The organism is Acidovorax sp. A1169 (assembly GCF_030704685.1).
Taxonomy (GTDB): Bacteria; Pseudomonadota; Gammaproteobacteria; order Burkholderiales; family Burkholderiaceae_C; genus Acidovorax.
The window spans coordinates 1-18,028 of sequence record NZ_JAUZDX010000013.1 but is presented as its reverse complement, the minus strand read 5'-3'; the positions used below and the strand labels follow the sequence as shown (position 1 = coordinate 18,028).

Annotated in this window: 13 protein-coding genes and 2 pseudogenes; 8 read left to right on the top strand and 7 right to left on the bottom strand. The window is 64.8% G+C overall.

Features of this window, described 5'->3' with window-relative positions:
* Nucleotides 1-1,007 precede the first annotated feature (1,007 nt).
* Complete coding sequence (locus tag QYL93_RS19985; RefSeq protein WP_305745288.1) at nt 1,008-3,647, top strand: DUF1631 family protein; 2,640 nt, start codon at nt 1,008-1,010, stop codon at nt 3,645-3,647.
* A gap of 70 nt (nt 3,648-3,717) precedes the next feature.
* On the opposite strand, the gene QYL93_RS19980 is transcribed toward QYL93_RS19985, so the two are convergent.
* The 6 genes from QYL93_RS19980 to QYL93_RS19955 all read right to left on the bottom strand — a co-directional run bounded on the left by QYL93_RS19980 (nt 3,718) and on the right by QYL93_RS19955 (nt 10,439).
* A complete protein-coding gene (locus tag QYL93_RS19980; RefSeq protein ID WP_305745287.1) occupies nt 3,718-4,317 on the bottom strand; it encodes a hypothetical protein in 600 nt (199 codons plus the stop codon).
* A 196-nt stretch (nt 4,318-4,513) separates the two neighbouring features.
* Nucleotides 4,514-6,388, bottom strand: coding sequence for a glycosyltransferase family 39 protein (locus QYL93_RS19975; RefSeq protein ID WP_305745286.1), 1,875 nt, complete (start codon nt 6,386-6,388; stop codon nt 4,514-4,516).
* 8 nt (nt 6,389-6,396) lie between these two features.
* Nucleotides 6,397-8,268 carry a glycosyltransferase family 39 protein gene (locus QYL93_RS19970; protein WP_305745285.1) on the bottom strand — a complete coding sequence of 624 codons (1,872 nt, stop codon included), beginning with the start codon at nt 8,266-8,268 and terminating at the stop codon, nt 6,397-6,399.
* Nucleotides 8,269-8,306: 38 nt separating this feature from the next.
* On the bottom strand, nt 8,307-8,684 hold the full coding sequence (locus QYL93_RS19965) for a GtrA family protein (RefSeq protein ID WP_305745284.1): 378 nt from the start codon (nt 8,682-8,684) through the stop codon (nt 8,307-8,309).
* Nucleotides 8,681-9,418: a bifunctional 2-polyprenyl-6-hydroxyphenol methylase/3-demethylubiquinol 3-O-methyltransferase UbiG gene (locus tag QYL93_RS19960; protein ID WP_305745283.1), complete on the bottom strand. Its 738-nt coding sequence runs from the start codon at nt 9,416-9,418 to the stop codon at nt 8,681-8,683. Before QYL93_RS19960 ends, QYL93_RS19965 begins: the two co-directional genes overlap by 4 nt.
* A complete protein-coding gene (locus QYL93_RS19955; RefSeq protein ID WP_370877014.1) occupies nt 9,408-10,439 on the bottom strand; it encodes a glycosyltransferase family 2 protein in 1,032 nt (343 codons plus the stop codon). Before QYL93_RS19955 ends, QYL93_RS19960 begins: the two co-directional genes overlap by 11 nt.
* A 252-nt stretch (nt 10,440-10,691) precedes the next feature.
* On the opposite strand from QYL93_RS19955, the pseudogene QYL93_RS19950 reads away from it, so the two are divergent.
* Nucleotides 10,692-10,889, top strand: a pseudogene (locus tag QYL93_RS19950) (AAA family ATPase); the annotation flags it as partial.
* 250 nt (nt 10,890-11,139) lie between these two features.
* The gene (locus QYL93_RS19945; RefSeq protein WP_305745282.1) at nt 11,140-11,496 is read left to right on the top strand and encodes a hypothetical protein; all 357 of its coding nucleotides are present in this window, start codon (nt 11,140-11,142) and stop codon (nt 11,494-11,496) included.
* On the opposite strand, the gene QYL93_RS19940 is transcribed toward QYL93_RS19945, so the two are convergent.
* A complete protein-coding gene (locus tag QYL93_RS19940; protein ID WP_305745281.1) occupies nt 11,465-11,896 on the bottom strand; it encodes a hypothetical protein in 432 nt (143 codons plus the stop codon). The two genes, QYL93_RS19945 and QYL93_RS19940, sit on opposite strands and share 32 nt — an antisense overlap.
* Nucleotides 11,897-12,190: 294 nt before the next feature.
* Here QYL93_RS19940 and QYL93_RS31995 point away from each other — a divergent pair.
* The 5 genes and pseudogenes from QYL93_RS31995 to QYL93_RS31990 form a co-directional block, all read left to right on the top strand.
* A pseudogene (locus QYL93_RS31995) lies at nt 12,191-13,018 on the top strand (DUF6531 domain-containing protein); the annotation flags it as partial.
* A gap of 15 nt (nt 13,019-13,033) precedes the next feature.
* The gene (locus tag QYL93_RS19935) at nt 13,034-16,711 is read left to right on the top strand and encodes an RHS repeat-associated core domain-containing protein (RefSeq protein ID WP_305745280.1); all 3,678 of its coding nucleotides are present in this window, start codon (nt 13,034-13,036) and stop codon (nt 16,709-16,711) included.
* Complete coding sequence (locus QYL93_RS19930; RefSeq protein ID WP_305745279.1) at nt 16,689-17,213, top strand: hypothetical protein; 525 nt, start codon at nt 16,689-16,691, stop codon at nt 17,211-17,213. The genes QYL93_RS19935 and QYL93_RS19930 overlap by 23 nt, the downstream gene beginning before the upstream one ends.
* 76 nt (nt 17,214-17,289) lie before the next feature.
* Nucleotides 17,290-17,607, top strand: a complete 318-nt coding sequence (locus tag QYL93_RS19925) for an RHS repeat-associated core domain-containing protein (RefSeq protein WP_305745278.1) — start codon at nt 17,290-17,292, stop codon at nt 17,605-17,607.
* Between the two features lie 114 nt (nt 17,608-17,721).
* Complete coding sequence (locus tag QYL93_RS31990) at nt 17,722-17,994, top strand: polymorphic toxin type 37 domain-containing protein (RefSeq protein ID WP_370877013.1); 273 nt, start codon at nt 17,722-17,724, stop codon at nt 17,992-17,994.
* The last annotated feature ends 34 nt before the right edge of the window (nt 17,995-18,028 follow it).

Here is an 18,028-nt window from a genome sequence, read left to right as displayed (position 1 = left end):
CTCAGGGGCGCAGGCATATCAAAACAAGGCAGTGCAGAGGGAGTCGGTAACGCACAAGGGCCACGACCGGGGGCCCCGTGGCGCACCATGCCCGTTCCACCCGATCAAGCGGCGCCCGATGCCCCCCGCGAAGTTCCAGCGCACATGGCCCGCAGGATAGCAGCGTGGCTACCGCAAGTCTTGCGGCAAAGGCCTCAGCGCGAGTGTCCACAAGGCCGGGGGGCTTTTGCCCTGGTTCCGGCCCAGGGTGTTTGTCCGAAACCCCCTGGAATGGCCCGCTTTGCCTGCCCTGGGCAACGGCTGCAAAGCCGCGAGGCGCTGCGTCCGGCCTAGGGCGTGTCATCGTTCATTTCGCCCCCGCGCTGGCCCCGGCATGCGGACGGATGCGCGAAGCGCGGCGCAGCCCATAGTGGACTATGGGCAAGCCGAGCGACAAAGCAGACGCCGCATGCCGGGGCCAGCCCGAAGGGAAAGCCTGCAGCGCGGCACATTGCGGCGTTGCCCTTCGCTTGTGTAGCCGTGCTACACGGCACTCAGGGCGCCTTGCACTGCACCGCGCTGCAGGCTTTCGCGGGGGTGAAATGATTTATGACACGCCCTAGCACCCGCGCCGCGATTCATGCGTTGCGCAAGCACCACGATCAAGCCCGGGAGCGTGCTCGGCAGAAGGCGCATCGGCGCCCAGGGACCCACCCGGGCTGTCGGCGCAATCGCCAGGGCGTGCCTTCTTCCCGCACGGAAACCAGCCGCGCAAACAGACGACTCCACCTCGGTCCTGGTTGCGTGGCATGCAGGACAGCACTTTGTGCGGCAGGCCACGAATGGTCACTGGCACACAATGGCAGGCCTGTGCACCCCAGGGCTTTGGACTGGGGTAAATCCCTTGAGTTGGCCACAGGTGCTGCCTTCGGTCACCAGGGAATTGTGCGCAGGGCCCTCAGGTCAAGTAGGATTGCAGGTGGAAACGATTTTTCGAATTTTCCTCCCCGTTTCCCCTCCATCTCACCATGTCCCAGGTTGCGCCTTCTCCAAAAACCGTTTTCCGTGCCTGTGTCGTCAACGCAGTGCGCGGGGGCGAAGCGCTCATGGACAAGCTCATTGCGGTCACCCGCAGCGCGCTGGCCGCCGAAGAGAGCACGGTGCGCAACATCCAGCAGCGCAACCTGGCCAGTGACAGCCTGCGCCTGCTGGGCCAGCACGAGACGGCCCTGGTCAAGGGCTACTCCATGGCCCTGCTGGAGATCTTTGCCGAAGGCCCGCCTGCCGCGGCGGGCAAATCCCGCTCCGCAGACGCTTCGCCCCTGGATTTTGGCGAGCTCTCGCTCATGGACGAGAGCGAGATGCAAAACCAGGTAGAGCTGGCCCGTGCCCAGCAGCTGGCCTCGCACGCCACCGAGGCGATACTGGCCGAGCTCAACACCCTGGTCAGCTCGGCCCAGGGCCTGCGCAGCGTACAACCCGAGCGCAACCCCCTGCGGCCCGAAAGCTACATCCGCGCCCTGCAGCAGGTGGTGGGCGAGACCGGCGTGAACGCCGAGGTCCGCGGGCTGTGGATGCAGCACATGCGCGACCTGCTGGGCAAGCTGCTGGTCGACGAATACAAGACCATGGTCAAAACCCTGCGCGACAACGGCGTGGAGCCCGTGGGCTACGCCGTGCTGGGCGCACCCGGCGCCGGCGCGCGCACGGGTGGCGGCATGCAGGGCGGTGGCGGTGGCAACACCGGCTATGGCGGCGGCTACGCGGGCACGGGCTATGGCGGCCCCATGGGCGGCCCCAGTGGCTACGGCAACGCCGGCTATGGCAACACGGGCTATGGCCGCGGCATGGGCGGCGGCGGCAACAACAACTGGAGTGGCGACCCGAACAACAACTGGAGCGGCGAGGCCCAGATGCCCGCGCCCATGATGTCCCCCCAGGCGGCGGCCGCCGAAGAGGCGCTGCTCACCGTGGGCATCCTGCGCCAGATGCTGGCAGGCGGCGATCCGTTCGACCCCCGCGGCTACGGCGGCATGGGTGGTGGCGGCGTGCCTTCTCAACCCGCCGCCATGCAGTCGGCCTGGGCCGGCGGCGGCGGTGCTGCCAGCGGTGCGGCCAGCATGCATTCGGGCCTGGGCGGTGCCTACCACCCCGGCAACGTGGTGGCCGAGGCCATGGAAGACATGGCCCAGCTCGAACGCCTGGTGGGCCGCCTGGCAGGCGTGCCGCAGGCCGCGGCGCAGGTCGCGCACCAGGTACCCCAAGGCGTCTGGGCACCCACCACGCCGGGCACGGCACCCCAGCACCTGTATACCGTGCCGGGCATGCCCTACCAGCAGATCTACACCGTGCCCGTGGTGGCCCCGCAGGACCCGCCGGCCATGGCCGCCGAGGTGGTGGGCCGCATGATGGAGAACATCGCACGCGATTCGCGGCTGCTGCCCTCGGTGCAGCGCGCGGTGCAGAACCTGGAGCCCGCGCTGAAGCACCTGGTGCGCCGCGACCAGACCTTCTTCACCGAGCCAAGTCACCCCGCGCGCGTGCTGCTCGACGAGATGACCCAGCGCAGCCTGGCCTTCCCGGACGAGAAGGCGCCCGGCTTTGCCCGCTTCATCCGCCTGCTCAACGAATCCGTGGGCTACCTGGCCGGCATCGAGATCAAGGACGCAACCCCGTTCGAGACCGTGCTCAAGGCCCTGCAGGCCGCCTGGAACTCGCAGGTGCAAAAGGCCAAGGCCCGCCAGGCCGAGAAGGACAAGGCCGCGCTGCAGGCCGAGCAGCGCGAAATGCTGGCCGGCAAGATCGCTGCCGACATCCGCAAACTGCCCGACCTGGAGCGGGTGCCCGCCGACGTGCTCGACTTTGCCGCCGGCCCCTGGGCCGAGGTGGTGGCCCTGGCCCAGGTTGCCCAGGCCGATGGCGGCGAGGACGACCCCGGCGGCTACCTGGCCCTGGTGCCCATGCTGCTTTGGAGCGCACAGCCCGAGCTGACCCGCGCCGAGCCCGACCGCCTGTCCGAGGCTATCCCCGGCCTGCTCGTCAAGCTGCGCGAGGGCCTGCAGACCATCGACCATCCGGCGGCCAAGACCAGCGCCTTCCTGCAGCGCCTGGTGGGCCTGCACCAGGACGCCTTCGAGCGCGCCGCCTTCGCCAAGATCACCCTCGACCCCGAGGACTCGGTTCAAGACTCGCGCGACCCCAATGACTCCGTGGCGGCGGTTGCCGGCTACGACGACAGCGCCCAGGCCCTGGTGGACATCGCCCCGCCCGAACCGGCCGCTGCCGCGCCCACCAAGGCCGAGCCCTACGCCGAATTCGTGGTGGGCGCCTGGGTCGAGCTCATCAGCAACGGCCGCGCCGTGCACACCCAGCTCACCTGGTCCAGTCCGCATGGCACGCTGTTCCTCTTCACCGCGCCAGACAACAGCACCCAGTCCATGACGCGCCGCATGCGCGACAAACTGGCCGACGAAGGTGCCCTGCGCGTGGTGCCCGCCCCCAAGGCCCGGCCCCCGGCAGCAGCAGCCACCGCCACGCGCGCTGGCGGCATCGCCACCACCCGGGGCAGCCTGCCCGCGCCGCTGGAAACCTCGCGCGGCAAGCTCGGCAGCGCACCCAGCAGCAAGCAGGCGCCGCTGGGCGGCAAGCCGCCGGCCAAGGGGCGGTAGGCGGTTTGCGCCGCCGCGCTGGCAGTCCAGGCGCGAGCCCCGTTGGAGCCGAGGATGGTCTTGCAGCCTGCTACAGCAGCCTGCTCTTGCGCAGTTCCCCGACAAACCCGTCCACGATGCCCTTGGCGCGGGCTTGGGGATCTTCATCGTTCTTGGCGAAGTTCATGTGCTTTCCATGCGAGGTTGCTACCCACACCCGTTTGTTGGTGGCTGCATCGAACAATTCCCAGCGGACTTGGTAGTGCATCCACGCGCCCGTGATTTTCATGTCGCTGGGAAATATGACCAGGCGATAGTTGGTTGCAAGTGACTTTTCGTTGGCGAGATTGCCGCTGATGGTCTGTCCCGTTGGCACCGACATCCCTGAGTTGGTCGTCGAGTAGTACTTGCCCGCCTCGCTGTCCTTGAAACGCAACACCCGCGCCGTGACCGAAGCCTTGGCAAGCTCCGCAACGAGTTGGCGGTCGATTTCGGCAAGCATCATGGGGCCGAACTCCGAGTCGCGCACGTCCATGAAGGAATACACGTAAAGCCTGCTCTTCGCGAGCGTGATGCCATTGGCCGCTGGCGCTGAGGCCGTGAACTGATTGCTCGCGCATGCGCCCAGCAGGCCCGGCAGGGCCAGAAGAAACAGGCGCCGATCTTTCTTGGACAAAATGAACTCCTTCATGGCTGGTCAGTAAGTAGTTGGTATGGATGCCCGCGAGACTTTACATCGCCCGGCACACCCCCGAGGCGGGCTTGTGCACGCCTTGTGCAGTGTTGCCGGCAGGCCGCTTGGTCCGTGCGCGCAGCCTGCGCAATACGGTAAAGCCCGGCAGCGCCACTCTAAGCCAATGCCTGCTTCGATTTGCGCGAACCCTGGGCTAATGCCCGTCCCCGCTCACCACCCGGGTCCACTTGGGTAGCAGCGCCTCGCCGCAACGCTGCTGGCCCTGCACGGGCAGCAGCAAAAACTGGTTGTCCTGGCCCGGCAGCTGGCCGGGGACCAGGGCGCACAGCACCTTGCTGGCCGCCTGGGCGCTAGCCTCGTCGGCAAAGCTGAGCGTTGCGCGAAAGCCCGACAGCAGCATGTCGGGCCGCTGGTAGGCCTGCACGACGTCGGGGCGCTCGGTGCTGACCAATTCGTCCAGCCGCGCCTGGGCCTCGGGGGGCAGTCCCGTGATCACCAGCTTGCGGCCGGTGCCGATGGTCGGCGTCCAGCCAGACAGGTGCATCTGGCGGCCCGCGACGGTGATCTCGTCGATGGACCCCCCGTACCCATTGGCCATGCGCGGGAGGTTCTTGCCCAGCTGCAGTACGGCGCCGGCATTGACCAGGTGGGATCGCACCGCGCCGTCCTGCTCATCGGGCGGCAGGCTGCTCAGCGGCACCAGGCACAGGCACTTTTCGCTCCACACCCGAATGCGCGCGCGCTCGGCGGCATCCGCCGGTGCGGTGCGCAGCAGGGCCGGGCTCGCATGGGGCTTGTCCGGCTCGAGAATCAACTGCGCTGCATGTGCGTTCATGATCATCGAGGTCATGGTGATGGGCGAGAAGAACTCGAATGGCGCCAGGATCTGCCCCTCGGGCGGCTGCATGGCGAAGGCGTAGTGCGCGTCGAACATGGCGTCGATGGGGCGGTCATGCGCGCGCTGGGCCACCGACTGCTGCGCCGCCGCAGCAACGAAGACGAGCAGGGCCGCCAGCTTCCAGCGTGCCAGGGGGGCGGGCCACTTCAGGCTCCACAGCACGCATGCAGCGGCCCAGGGAACCCAGAGAAAGCGCGTGTACACCATCCAGTCCGCATAGGCCTGCACCGCGAACAGCAGCGGAAAGACCACCACCACGGCGGCAGCGCCCAGGCCCACCAGCATCCGTGGTCGGTCAGGGGCAGGCTGTGCCGCCACAGCCACCACGGCGCACGCCAGGCACAGCACGGCTGCGGCCACGCCCAGCAGGTTGGCGCCCAGCAGGCCATCGGTCAGCACGCGCGCCAGCTCGGCAGTAAAGGCCGGCACGGCGCTCCAGCTGTCCAGGGCGTGTCGGTGGTACCCGCCCACACCCGCAAACACGGCGATGCGGAGCACCGCGTAGCCCAGGGCGACGGTGAGGGCAGGCAGGGCAAAGCGCCAGCGCGCCATGCCGCGGGGCGAGCCCGCAGGCAGCGGCAGCAGCAGGTACAGGGCGATCCAGGGGACGTAGACCTCCTTGCACAGGGTCGACATCAGGTAGAAGCCCGCAGCCAGCCAGGCCCAGCGCCACTGCGCCTTCTGCACCGCATGCACGTAGGCCCACAGGCCCAGGCAGGCGAACAGCATGCCGTTCACGTAGTGCCCCGACATCAGCTGCTGGGCCATGTGCACGGCCGGGGCGCCCACCAGCAGCAGCGCCGCGGGCAGCAGCGCCTGCCAGCGCCCGAGCCAGCGGCGCAGCAGCAGGTACAGCGCGCCAGCAGCGCCCGCCAGCGACAGCAGGTGGTGCAGGTAGTAGGCAAAAGGCTCCAGGCCGAAGAGGGCGTGGTTGACCTGGTAGATGAACAGGTTCCAGGGCGCGAACTGGTTGCCGGAGACGGTGCGCGTCACCTGCGGGTCCATGAACACCGACCACGGGCTGTACAGGCCGAGGAAGATAAGATGCTGGCCATCGTCCCAGCGCCAGTAGCCTTTGAGGGCGCTGCCATGCAGTGCAAACGCCAGCAGGCACAGCACGGCCAGCACGGCGAGATCGATAGCCCATGCGGGTTTGGTGGAGTTTTTCATGCGGTACGTCACATCTGCCGTGTCGTGGCGGGCATCAGCGCGTTCTTGCAGCGCGTGCCCCCTTCGATGGGCAGCATCAGGAACTGGTGCTCCTGCCCTGGCAACTGGCCGGCAACCACCGCGCACAGGCTGGCGGCGGCGGCCTGTGCGGCGTCTGGGTTGGCAAATCGCAGCGTGGCGTGGAACCCCGAGTCCAGCATGTCGGCGCGGCGGTGGGCACTGGCCACATCGGGCCGCTGCACGTTGTCGATGGTCACTGGCGGCACGCCGGAAAACCCGGTCAGAAACAGTTTTTTGCCAGCGCCAAGCGTCGGCGTCCACCCCCTCACGTGCACCACGCCGCCTTCGGTGGTGATGGAGTCGATGGCGCCGCCCCAGGCGTTGGCGATGTAGGGCAGGGGCTGGCGCAGCGGTGCTGCGAATGCCTGGTTGCCCAGTTGCGCTTGCAGTGCAGCCTGCTGCAGTGCCGGGGCCAGCGTGTCCAGGGGGGCAATGCACAGGCAGCTGTCCTGCCAGACACGGATGCGCGCGCGCTCGCCCGCATCCGCCGGCCACTGGCGCAGCAGGGCGGGCTGGGCATGCGCCAGCCCGGGCTCCATGCGCTGGCGCGCGGCATGGGCGCTCATGGTCACCGCAGCCACATAGCCGGGCGTGTTGAACTGGGTGGGGAGCAGCACCTGGCCGGGTGGCGGTTGCAGCGCGAAGCCGTAGTGCGCATCGAACATGGCCTCGATGGGGCGGTCATGCTGGCGCTGCACCCAGGCCTGCTGGCCCGCCGTCACCACAAAAACCAGCAGCGCCAGCGCATGCCAGCGCGCCAGCCGCGGCGGCCAGGGCAGGCACCACAGCACGCACAGCGCGGCCCAGGGCACCCACAGCAGCCGGGCGTGGAGCTGCCACTCCAGGCCCGGGCGCGCCACGAACAGGAGTGGAAAAACCACCACCGTGATGGCCGCGCCCAAAGCCGCCAGCGCCTTCAGGCACGCCTGCGGCGGCAGCGTGGCCAGGCTGACGCCAACGCATACCAGGCACAGCGCCGTGGCCAGCAGCCCCAGAACGCCCGAGCCCACCAGCCCGTGGGTCAGCATCAGGGCCATCGCTGCGAGCACACCGGGCACGTCGTGCCAGCCTGTCAGCGTGCTGGGCTGGTACCCGCCCGCGCCGGAAAACACCAGCACGCGCACGGCGGCGTAGCTCAGCGCGACCGCCAGAGAGGGCAGGGCATAGCGCCAGCGGCGCACCCACGGCATGGGGGCCGTCGCGGCGCCGAGGGGCATGAACAGCGCCAGCGCGATCCAGGGCACATAGACCTCCTTGCAAAGCGTGGACAGCAGGTAGAGCCCGGCCGCCAGCCAGGCCCAGCGCCATTGCCTGCGCTCCACCGCACGCAACTGGGCCCACAGTGCCAGGCAGGCAAAGGTGAGGCCGTCCAGGTAGTGCCCCACCATCAACTGCTGCGCCATGTGGAAGGCCGGCGCGCCCATCAATAGCAGGGCCGGGGCCAGCATCGCCCGCCATGGTGCGAACCACTGGCGCATCAGCACATACAGGGCGAAGGCCGCCACAGCCAGCGACAGCAGGTGATGCAGGTAGAACGCCCGCGGGTCCATGCCGAACAGGGCGCTGTTGACCTGGTAGACGAACAGGTTCCAGGGCGCGAACTGGTTGCCCGATACGGCCCGCGTCACCTCGGGGTTGAGAAACACCGACCAGGGGGTGTACTGCGTGCTGTTGAAGAGGTGCGTGCCGTCGTCCCAGCGCCAGTAGGCGTGCACAGCGCTGCCATGCAGCACAAAGACCAGCAGGGCGAGCAGGCCCAAGGCAATGGCGTTGTTCTTGCGCCAGTCAGGCGTTGGCGATGAAGGGGTCAAGGGATTCAAGGGGTTCAAGTAAAGGGGGCAACGGCAAATGGCGCGCACTAGCGCAGGCGGTAGGTGAAAAACCGGTGGCCCAAGTAGCTGAAGGCCGGGATCACCGTCACCACCAGTGCAATGCCCAGCGCATAGTGGCCACCGGCACGCTCCACCAGCCAGGTCATGAAGGTGCTGACCACACCGCCCGCGCTCGCCACCAGGCCGAAGCGCCAGGCGGTGGCCAGGTTCAGCTGCTGGCCAAAGCTCAGCAACGTGTTGGCCGTGTACGAGAACAGGGTGGCCACGGCGAACGCCACCACATTGGCCACAGGCGGACGCGCGCCCAGCAGCTCGATGCACAGGGTGGCAACACAGACGTGCGTGAGGGTGGACAGCACACCCACCACGGCAAAACCGAGGGCAGATCGACGAATGCTGGTCAAGAGGGACGTCCCAACACAGCAATCACCGACGTACCAAACGGCAGTCCCATGCGTGCCACCAGGGGGCGCTCGGCCCCGAAAAGGGTGCGCAGGGTGGCGTTCAGCCAGGGCGAGGGCAGGGCCGTTTCGGTATCGCCGCCCTTGCGCCCTGCCAGCTTGCCCGCCAGGCGGGCTATCGCGATCAGCGGGAACAGCACGGTATTGAAGTAGCCCGCGCGGTGCACCACCAGGCCGGCCTTTGTGGCCTTGGCGCGCACCCGACCGGCGGTGTAGCGCCGGTGGTGGTGGTGGTCCACGTCGTGGCCCGACCACAGCCACTGGTACGCAGGCACGGTGAGCAGCAGCCGCCCCCCAGGCTTGAGCAGCCGGGCCACGCGGGCCAGCGCAGCGTCGTCGTGCTCCACGTGCTCCAGCACGTCGAGCAGGCAGACCAGGTCGAAGCTGCCGTCGGCAAAGGGCACAGGCTCGGGCAGGCCACCGGCCTCCACCGGGCACAGCCCCAGTCTGCCTGCTGCGGCACGTGCCTCGGGCGCGTATTCCATGGCGCTCAGGCTGCCGTGTCGCGCCAGCATTGCCAGGTTGCCGCCTGGGCCGCAGCCGATCTCCAGCACGCGGGGTTGGGCGGCCGGCAAGGCCAGGCCGTCGATGACGGATGAAAGGATGTCGCGCCGTGCAGCAAACCACCAATGGGTCTGCTGCACCGCAGCCATCTGGGCAAGCAGTTCAGGGCGCATGGTGTTTGGGTGATTCGTGTGGCGCAACTGACTGCGCAGGTGTCGTAGTACCCGGTGGTTCGGCAGGCTCGCGCACCAGGTAGATCGGCCGCCCCTTGGACTCCATGTACACGCGGCCCAGGTACTCCCCCAGCACGCCCAGCCCGATGAGCTGCAGCCCGCCTAGAAACAGCACCACCGTGATCAGCGACGCATAGCCCGGCGCGTCGCGCCCGAACAGCACCACCTGGCTCACGATGACCAGGCCATAGGCAAACGCCAGCAGCGCGACGGCCAGCCCCAGGTAGGTCCAGATGCGCAGCGGCACGGTCGAGAACGAGGTCACCCCCTCCACCGCCAGGTTCCACAGGCCCCAGCCAGAAAATTTCGTGTCCCCGGCCGCGCGGGCCGGCCGGGTGTAGGGAATCGTCGCCTGGCGAAACCCCACCCAGGCGAACAGGCCCTTCATGAACCGGCGCCGCTCGGGCAGGCGCTTAAGCGCATCCACCACCTGGCGGTCCATCAGCCGGAAGTCGCCCACGTTGGGCGGTATCTGCGAGTCGGAAATGCGGTTGTGCAGGCGGTAGAACCACTCCGATGTCTTGCGCTTGAGCACATGGTCGGCGCTGCGGTCGGTGCGCTGGGCCAGCACCACGTCAAAACCCTGCTGCCACAGCCGCACCATCTCCAGAATGAGTTCGGGCGGGTCCTGCAGGTCCGCATCGATCGGCACCACCGCCGCACCCAGCGCATGGTCGATGCCGCAGGTCAGCGCCGCCTCCTTGCCGAAATTGCGCGACAGGTCGATGACCCGCAGGCCCGGCACCGTGGCGCCCAGCGCCTGCAGCCGCGCCAGCGTGCCATCGCGGCTGCCATCGTTCACGCAGACGATCTCGAAGGCCAGCCCGGTCTGCACCAGCACCGGCAGCAACTGCGCAAAAAAGAGATCCAGCGTGGCCTCTTCGTTGAACATGGGGCAGACCACCGAGAGCAGGGCGGGCGCGCTGCTGCCATGTCCGTTGCGGTGGCTGGTGGCTGGCAGAGAGATGGGTGCGGTTTCGTTCAATGGACTGTGTGGTGGTTGGCCGCTGGGCTGCGCACATGCGCTGGGCATCGAAGATACTACATGGCCGCTTGCATGCACCCCATTCACAGCCCACCATCGGCCCCGGCGTGTGCCCCGGAGCACACGCCGGGGCGCCCCACTGAGCGCTGCCGGCGCGCTCAGACCATTTCAACCCCGGGAGAATAGAGGAATGCCCCTGCGTGAATGCACTGCCCCTATGTGGCCTGCATGCGCTACATAGTCGTCGGCACCAGCGGTGCCGGCAAGTCCACTTTTGCCGCCGCACTGGCGCAGGCCTGCGGTTGTCCGCACATCGAACTCGATGCTTTGCACTGGGGGCCCGGGTGGGCGGCTGTGCCGCACGAGCAGTTCGAGGCCCGCGTGCGCAGCGCGACTGCGGGCGAGTGCTGGGTGGCCGACGGCAACCAGGGCCTGTTCACACTAATTTCGGGGTCGCGAAGGCCCTTGCCGGCGCGCCGGTCTAGGCGCGGGACGCCGCGTGTGCATGTGCACACGCAAGGAGCGCAACGACGAGTGGCGCACCGGCAAGGGCCTTCCCTTCGGGTTACCCAGCCTGGGGGCCGTCTGCGGCGTTACCCGCGCTTGCAAGGTGCACACCTTGCTGCGCACGGGCGCCTAGCATCCAGCCCCCACGCCGGGCAACGCGATCCCCGAAATGAGTGTTAACAGGCCCTCTACCGCCGTGCGCGAGGTTCTGTGGGCGCGCGCCACGCACATCGTGTGGCTCAACTATGGGCGCGGCATTGTCTTTCCGCGCGTGCTCTGGCGCACGGTGACCCGCGGCCTGCTGCGCACCCGCCTCGCCCACGGCAACCGCGAATCGATGCGCATGGCATTCTTCTCGCGCGACTCGGTGCTGTGGTGGTCGTACTCCACCTTTGCTCGCAACCGGGTCAAGTTCGCGGGGCTGCGCCAGGACCCCGCCCATGGCCCCCTGCAGTGGACCGAACTCACTAGGCCTGCGCAGGCGCGGGGCTTCATCATCCAACGGCACCCGCCCCACCGGGTGTAGCGTCCAACGCGCGGCACCGTGCCGCCTCAGATCGAATCATCGTTGTGCTGCGCCCATACCGGCGCCGCCGCCTCGTGCGATTCGACCCCCCGAAGATCGCATCGCCCAGCAGCTGGTAGTCGGCCGTGCCCGGCCCCTGCCACCCCAAGAACTTGGGCCGGTGCACGGCAAAGCCACTGGGCGATTGCGCGTTGCGGTAGGGCACCGCCATGGTGAGCGTGGTGGGCGGCCGTGCGAACGAGCGCACCAGCACGATCAAGGCATCCGTGCGGCCCGATGGAAGGGTGATGAAACCGTCATAGACCAAGGCCGCACGCTCTGCCTGGCCCGCGTTCTGGTCCAGATACTCCTGCGCCTGCGTTCCATAGGATGTATGGGCAGAAGTGCTGCTATTTTGCACCGCTGGATCTACTCCGCTTATAACGAGGTGTAGAGGAGTCATTTCCTAGAGATTGGAGCAGCTCGGATGCCTTTCGTTACAAAAATCAAGAAGGCCTGCGCTTGCTGTGTCAACCACTCATGAGGTTGTTGGATATGATTTCGGCGATAAATATGAGAGGGAGAAGTGGTGCTGAAAAATGGCTTTCGAATTTTGACCGTTTTTTATTCGGTCCTTGCATTTGTTTTTCTGTTGGGCTTTTCATTGCTTCCGGCAACGGGCTACGCGGCTATAACTGCAAAGAAAAAGCAGTATATGCCTACTATTTTCCCCACTACGTACAGCGGTCCTACATGGTTTTATGATCCTGTAGAGGCTTGTGATGTGGGGACTTCTAAACGTCAGGAGGATTGGCCGGCTCCTGAATGGCAAATTGTCAAAAATAGTCCGTATGTGATCTATTGGTTGGGTGAGGCGACCGGCTGTTCCGTTACGCGAATGAAAGACGGGGAGGATTGGGGTCGGCAGGATTTTTCTCTTTGGAAACGCATTGAGCCATGTCCTGAGAATAGCCATGCGAGTGACGTAGCAGGAGAATGTACGTGCAATTACGGATATTCAGAGGTTGGTAATTCTTGCATGCCTTTGCCACCCACGAAGCCCCCGTCGTGCACGGCGGCCTCTTTCGGTGGTCCCTCGCCTTGGCAGGGGGGGCAAAGTACGCGCAATCCAATTCTTCTCGCTTCTGCGCAAAAATACCAGAATGAAATTGATTATGTGGATCTGCAGCCGCACTCCTTGGAGTTTGGGCGCAACTACTTGAGCAGGCGCGCAGCAGGCCCGGGTAACCTGGGTGGAGGATGGGCGCGAAGTTTTTCAGACGCCTTGAGCCATAGGGCCGCAACGGGCGGAGGGGCTGCTCTTGTGATCATCACGCTGAGTGACGGAGGCAGGCTGCTCTTCAGTCAGGACGGCACCGCTTGGCAACCCAATGACAGTGCAGATGCGCTGGTGAAAAATTCTCAAGGCTGGTTGCACACCTCCAGCACAGACAACAGTCTTCGTCAATTCGATACAAGCGGAAAATTGCTGAGCCATTCCCAGCGCAATGGGTGGGTGTACCAATACGTTTATGACACGCAAGGCCGTCTTGACAAGGTGACCAACCACTTTGGCCGAAGCCTGCAATTGCTGTACGACGTCGCTGGCCGTTTGTCTGGTGTGAAGGCGGGAACCCAGGTTCAAGCAACCTACGAATACGACACTACACAGCGCTTGGTCACCGTGCGGTATGCGGACGGCTCGTCCAAATCGTACGTCTACGAGAACACGGCTTTTCCGCAAGCGCTGACGGGCATCGTCGATGAAAACGGCATTCGCCTCGCGACCTACACCTATGACGCGCAAGGCCAGCCTGTGGAAACTGTTCGTGCAGGCGGGGTAAGTCGTTACCAGGTGAGTTTCGGGTGGCGGTACGGCGTTGCCACCACCGTGACAGACCCATTGGGGACCGCGCGCAGCTATTACTACAGCATCAACCAAAACCAGGCAGCGGTCACCAGCTCCAGCAAACCCGACGCTGACGTGCCTGGAGATGCGACCGCCAGAACACAGACACCGCTGGGCCTGATCGACTCAGAAAAAGACTTCCGAGGTTTCTCCACCAACTACACCTGGGACACCACCCGCCGCCTGCCTCTGAGCACAACGCAGGCAGTCGGCCAACCCGAATCCCGCACCACCAGCACCACCTGGCACGCCCAGTGGCGCCTGCCGGTGACCATCACCGAACCTGGGCGGGTGACGAGCTACACCTACGACAGCCTGGGCAACCCACTCACCCAGACCATCACCGATACAGCATCGGGTGGTACAGCCCGCACCACTGCCTGGACCTACAACGCCGCCGGCCTGGTCGCGACGGAAACGGCTCCGAACGGTGCCGTGACCAGCTACACCTACGACACGCTGGGCAACCTCACCCAGAGCACCAATGCCCTGGGCCACGTAGACAGCTACACCCACGACGGTGCAGGCCGCGTGCTCAGCCACACCGCGCCCAACGGGCTGTTGACCAGCTACACCTACGACGCCCGTGGCCGCATGCTCACCAGCAACCGGGGCGGGCGAGTCACCACGCTGACCTACCGCCCCAGCGGCCAAGTGCTAACCGCCACGCTGCCGCACGGCCATGCCCTCACCTACACCTACGATGCGGCCCAGCGCCTCACGGGTTGGAGTGACAACCGTGGCAACACGGGCACCTACGTGCTCGACAACATGGGCAACCGCACCAGCGAAGAAGTGCGCAACAGCCAGAACCAGGTGGCCTGGCAGTTGGCCCGCAGCATCAACAGCCTGAACCGCGTAGCCAGCACTAGCGTGGGTGGCCAGAGCACCAGCTACGGCTACGACGCCAACGGCGACGCCGTGAGCGCCACCAACGGCCTGAGCCAGACCACCAGCCAAGGCCTGGACCCCCTGCGCCGCGTCAAAACCCTCACCAACGCCGAGAACGCCACGGCCAGCCTGACCTACAACGCCCTGGACGGCGTCACCAGCGTCACCGACCCCAAGAGCGTCACCACGGCCTACACCCGCGATGCGCTCGGTAATGCAAAGACAGAAACCAGCCCCGACAGCGGCAGCGAAACCGCCCAGTACGACGCCCTGGGCCTGCCCAGCAGCATCACCAACGCCCTGGGCCAGGCCACCACCATCACCCGCGACCTGCTGGGCCGCCCCACGGCCATCGTGCACACCGGTGGCACCACCACCCTTCGCTACGACCTCACCCCTACAGCCAAGGGCTACCTCAGCGAGATCGAGGACGCCAGCGGCCTGACCACCTACCAGCGCGATGTGCACGGCCGGGTGGTGAGTCAGACCCAGAAGCTCATCAACAACGACACCCGCACCCTGGCCTACAGCCACCACCCCACCACGGGCCTGCTGAGTTCGACCACTTACCCCGGCGGCCAGACCCTGCAGAACGTGTACGACGCCACGGGCCAGCTCACCGGCCTGACCTGGGCCGGCCAGCCCATCGTCAGCGGCATCACCTGGAGCCCCCTGGGCCAGCCCACCGACTGGAGATGGAACCTGCCAGGCGCCTCGGCACCCATCTATGCCACCCGCAGCTACAACACCGCAGGCCAACTGACCGCCACCGAGTTCAGCAGCTACATCTACGACGCCGCAGGCCGCATCACCAGCCTCACCCAGAGCCTGATGCAGCCGGCCAGCACCGACGCGCAAGCCAGCACGGTCACCCAGGCCCCCGCCACCTGGACGGTGACCTACAACCGTGCAGGCCGCATCACCGGCTTCACCAAGACAGTCGCCAGCGGCACCCCCGCCAACACCGTCACCTACGCCTACGACGCCAACGGCAACCGCACCACCAGCAGCCAACAGCGCGCAGGCACCACCACCAACCGCACCTACACCCTCACCGCCAACCGCCAGACCGGCTTCAGCCAGACGCAAACGGGTGCCAGCACCGCCAACACCAGCGTCACCTACCAGTACAACGCCGCCGGTGACCTGCTCAGCGACGGCCTGCGCACCTACCAGTACGACAGCCAGGAACGCCTGGAAAAAGTCACCACCGGCACGGGCGTGGACGCCCCCAGCACCCAGTACGCCCACAACGCCCTGGGCCAGCGCGTGTTCAAAACCGAACCGCTGTTCGCCAGCGGTAGCGGATCAGGTGGAACCACCAGCGGCAAGAATCTCAACAACGTGCTGGCCGACCCCGAAGACCAGGAGCAAGCGGAGAAGGAACAAGACAAAGGCCTGATCCAGACCGCCTACGAATTCTTCACCCGCCTGTGGAGCCCCGGCAGCAGCGACGCGCAAAAGCTCGGCTTCGCTTATGTCTACGGCCAGGACGGCACCCTGCTGGGCGAATACGGCATGGGCGGCAGCAACAGCACCGGCACCACCCAGTACATCTACCTGCCCACGGCCAACGGCCCCTTGCCCATTGCCGCCATCGTCAACGGCGTGGCATACGCCGTGCACAGCGACCACCTGAACACCCCGCGCAAGTTGACACAGCCCGACGGCCAGGTGGCCTGGCAATGGGCCTACAGCGCCTTCGGCGACGAGCAGCCCACCCTGGGCTCCAAGCGCTTCACCAACGAAACCACCAGCCCCACCACGGGCAGCACCCCCATCCCCGAGGTCACCTTCAACCTGCGCTACCCGGGGCAGTACTACGACAAAGAAAGCAACCTGCACTACAACTACTTCAGGAGCTACAGCGCGGAGCGAGGGCGGTATACGCAGGCCGATCCGATTGGGCTGGATGGTGGGTTCAATCGGTTTGGGTATGTGAATGGAAATTCCCTTGTTTATGCGGACCCCAAGGGTCTTAATGCTCTTAGTCACCCGCTGACCTGGGTATTCATACCATTTATTTACTGTGCGGGTAATAAGGCAGCTTGCGAGGAGATGGCGCGGCAATGCGTAGACGTTGCCAAAAAGGGCTGGAATTGGATGCTTAGTGAGGGCGGAGGTGGGTCTGTACCTCCTTTGCCAAATGATCTGGTTGGAGACCAGGGTGATCCTCGGGCAGGACCTAATCGAGGTGGTGGAAAACACACCAGTGGACCTCTTCGACCGGATCTTGGGGGAAACGGAAACTTTCTTGATGATTTGGATGTAGTGACTGGAGGGACTCGTCCCTGGCGGCCTGGAGATAAAGCCCCACCCGGAAGTTTGGTGGGAGAGAATGGAATTTTCGGGCGACCCAGCAATAGCGGTGGTGGTCAGAGTATTGATATACCAGCAAATGGAAATAAACCCCATGAAACCCTACATTACCCCTGAGATGAATTTGGCAGGAAAAAAGGTGTATAAATTTCAGCTGGAGAGCCCGGTAAGTGATTTGTGGAGTCATCTGAAGAGAGGTGTAAAATTATTATTCTATTGGTTGCCAGAAGGTCATACCCTGCAGTGTGCTTGGCAGTTGATATTCGTATTCGATAATGGTATGGCTCTTGAGTTTTCCTCGGCTTGCACTGTTGTGGTGGGCTGGGATGAGGTCGGTAGCCTAAATGTTTCAGCAAAAATCACCGAGGGTAAGGGTAGCCCTGCTGGGGCTTGCAATATTTTTTCAGAATTTACGGTGCGAGAAATAGAACGAGTAGTCTACGAGGACGATGAAATTGTTGTCCAAACAGGGATCGTCTTTGTGGGTGAAGAGGGGGATGAAATTTATGTTTGTTCAGGAATATCTCCTGGGTCTGTTTCAGTGCGAGCGCCGTTTTACATTTATGAAGATTTCAAGCCCCAGTTTTCATTGAGTCAATGTATAAGGCAGCCTATATAGGTCAAGGATTCGTAATCTGCTCAATCCTGCGTGCGCGCATGGATGCAGAAGGGATGGAGGGGTCAGGTCTTGCCTTTTGCCCCCAGACGAACAGATGGTCTGGCAGTGGACCTACAGCGCCTTTGGCGACGAACAGCCCACCCTGGGATCGAAGCGCTTCACCAACGAAACCACCAACCCCACCACGGGCGCTACTACGATTCCCGAGGTGACGTTCAACCTACGATGTCCGGAGCAGTACTACGACAAAGAGAGCAACCTGCACTACAACTACTTCCACAGCTACAGTGCGGAGCAGGGGCGGTATACGCAAGCGTATCCGATTGGGTTGGAGGGTGGGTTCAATCGGCTTGGGTATGTGAACCGCAATCCGCTCAATGGGATTGACCCCTAAGGAAAGCTGGGTTTTTTGATTCCCTTTGTGCCAGTTGTTGTTACTGGGGCGGATCTAACGGTAGCTGGAGCAGCCGCTCTTGGGGATTGGATTGGATGGAATATTACAGGCCCGATGTTTATCAAGCCGCCGAACAATGCGCATGACCCGGATGGACCAAAAGCTCCGGGGAAATCAGGTGAGGCGAATGGGTTTAAAGTTCCCAAAGGCGGTGAAAAGTGGGTTAGGAATTCAAATCCTGGCAAAGGTGGATCGGGGTGGGGATGGCAGGATAGCAATGGCGACGTCTGGTGCACCACTGGTCAAGGTGGGAACGCTCATGGAGGCCCACATTGGGACGTTCAGTCACCGAGGTGGTTATCGGAATGTGAGGCCAATTTTGCCTGAATACCTCAAGATACCACGCCAAAACCTTAGTTTA